Source organism: Paracoccus broussonetiae (assembly GCF_031854425.1).
GTDB lineage: Bacteria > Pseudomonadota > Alphaproteobacteria > Rhodobacterales > Rhodobacteraceae > Paracoccus > Paracoccus broussonetiae.
The window spans coordinates 1-2,152 of sequence record NZ_JAVRQI010000042.1; the positions used below are offsets into that span (position 1 = coordinate 1).

At 55.8% G+C, this 2,152-nt stretch carries 2 protein-coding genes; both read left to right on the forward strand.

Translation table 11 applies throughout. The features are described from left to right. Nucleotides 1-712 (forward strand): hypothetical protein (locus tag RM190_RS23245; protein WP_311761859.1); only part of this gene is annotated, 712 nt, incomplete at its 5' end. Nucleotides 713-910: 198 nt separating this feature from the next. After that, nucleotides 911-1,726, forward strand: coding sequence for a hypothetical protein (locus tag RM190_RS23250; RefSeq protein ID WP_311761860.1), 816 nt, complete (start codon nucleotides 911-913; stop codon nucleotides 1,724-1,726). The last annotated feature ends 426 nt before the right edge of the window (nucleotides 1,727-2,152 follow it).

Below are 2,152 nucleotides of genomic sequence, written 5' to 3' on the forward strand. Positions count from 1 at the left end.
TCTTCGCTGTATCTTGATCGCTTCATTGTCCGTCCCTTCGGTGGGTCGGACTCTAATCGCCGGCGGAGGAAAAATCCCGTGGCAGGTCAAATATGACCGTCTTTACTACAGTCACCCCAAGCTTGCTCCTCACCTTTCGGCTTTAGGGGAGGATGTAGCCCTTTCCGAGGCGTTGGAATGGATACGCAGGGCTCGCTTCAAAGCCCTTGAAAAAGATCAGGCTGCATCGTCGCTTGTTCAGGGGGTTATTCGGTTTTTCAACGCTTCAGATCTCCTTCCACACGGAGCTTATCTCGAAAGCATCACCGCGGACGGCATTATGATCAGCAACGGCGATGGGGCGGTCGTCCCTATTGAGGAGATGTCGGACGGCTACCGCTCTGTTTTGGCGATGAACCTTGAAATACTGCGTGCGATGGACACCGCCTACGGGCGCGAAGCTTTGTTGGCCGCTCTCGAACGCGGTGAGCCCACTTCAATCGATTTGCCTGGCGTGGTTCTGATCGACGAAGTGATGCACATCTCCACCCAACTTGGCAAGAGTGTATCGGCGAGTGGTTCATTGCCAGTTTTCCGGAAGTGCAGTTTCTCGTCACTACACACAGTCATATTATCTGCCGCGCAGCCCGTAAAAACTCAATTTGGCGACTTGCAACTCCGGGAAGTGACGAGCCATCGACGCGCATTACGGGCAGAGACTTTGATCGGTTAGTTAACGGAAACCTGACCGAGGCCTATGGGACTGAACACTTCGGACGCGATGTGGAGCGCTCAGAGGCGTCCGCAGAGTTATTGAAGGAGTTAGCAGGCCTGAACCGGCGAGAAATTCGCGGTCAGCTAAGCAAAGAGGACGTAGCTCGCCTTAGCGAGCTTCGTTCTATTCTCCCAACCACTGCTACGACCGTTTGAGATGCTTAAGTTGCGGGATCCGGGCTTAACGCAGGCCACCTTAGATGGACTGGGCAACTACCAAGAGGAAATGGATCAGGCCGGAAACTATTCGGACAGGGTTGCGACGGCAAAGAGCGCATTCAGCAGTCGCAATCGTCGAACCAATGCCATCTTCCAAAACGTTCGCGAGGCTCTCGCAAAAATGGCCGGTGAAGCGGTACGTTGCGCGTATTGCGAAGACTCGGCTGCAGACGAGGTAGAGCATGTAAAGCCGAAAGACCTTTACCCCGAGAGTGTCTTTCGTTGGCCAAACTACGTCTACGCCTGCGGGCCTTGCAACGGACGTAAACTCAACAGTTTCTCGATCATTGATGCCGCAGGTGTGAGGGTTGATGTCACTCGGCCGCGGCGTGCTCCGGTAATTGCTCCGTTGGATGGTCTTCCCGCGCTGATTGACCCGAGATCCGAGGATCCTCTGCAGTTCTTTGACATGGACCTCCAGGGAACATTCTTCGTGCTGGAAGCACTTGATCTAAGCCCTCTCGATGAAGCCCGGGCTACGTTTACGATTGAGCTTCTCGGTCTGAACAGGGACTTGCTGTTGACAACGAGGCGGGACGCCTACCTCGGCTATCGCGCCCGGCTATCGGAGTATGCGGCGAAGGCAGAGCAAGGTGCAGAAAATTCCGAGCTCGATGCTATTCGCTCAAGCCTTCTGAGCTCGCCACATCCCACAGTCTGGGAAGAGATGAAGCGCCAAGCCCATCTAATCGAGGAACTCCAGATTCTATTCGCCTCGGTCCCGGCAGCAATGGCGTGGCGACATTTTCCTTAATATCTCCGTAGTCTATAGGCACACTGGCTGAAGCAAGCTGCGGCGATTTACTTTCTTGAACTCTCTGATCCTTCATTCCGTGAGTTCGGTCTCTCTAGTTGCTGCGCGATATCACCAATGGCTGCTCCGGAGAAACCGCGCTGCAGCGCCAGACATCCTATTGAAATGCAGCAACGGGCCGCGCCATTCGCTGTGCCTGCGATGGGGCAGAGATGCTGCGGCCGGTCCGGATGTCTCTGAAGGGCTCCGAGCGACATGCTGCGGGGCAGAAGTGGGCGGGCTTGGCTCAGGCAAGGGTCCTGATGCCCGGATGGGAAGGCCGGCCAATAGTCGCCGGTCGATCTTCGCCAATGCTGCATGGCCGGACATTGTATCCGATGGCGCAGTGGGGTCGGTCCTCGTTGGAGTGCCTGCGTCAATCCTCCA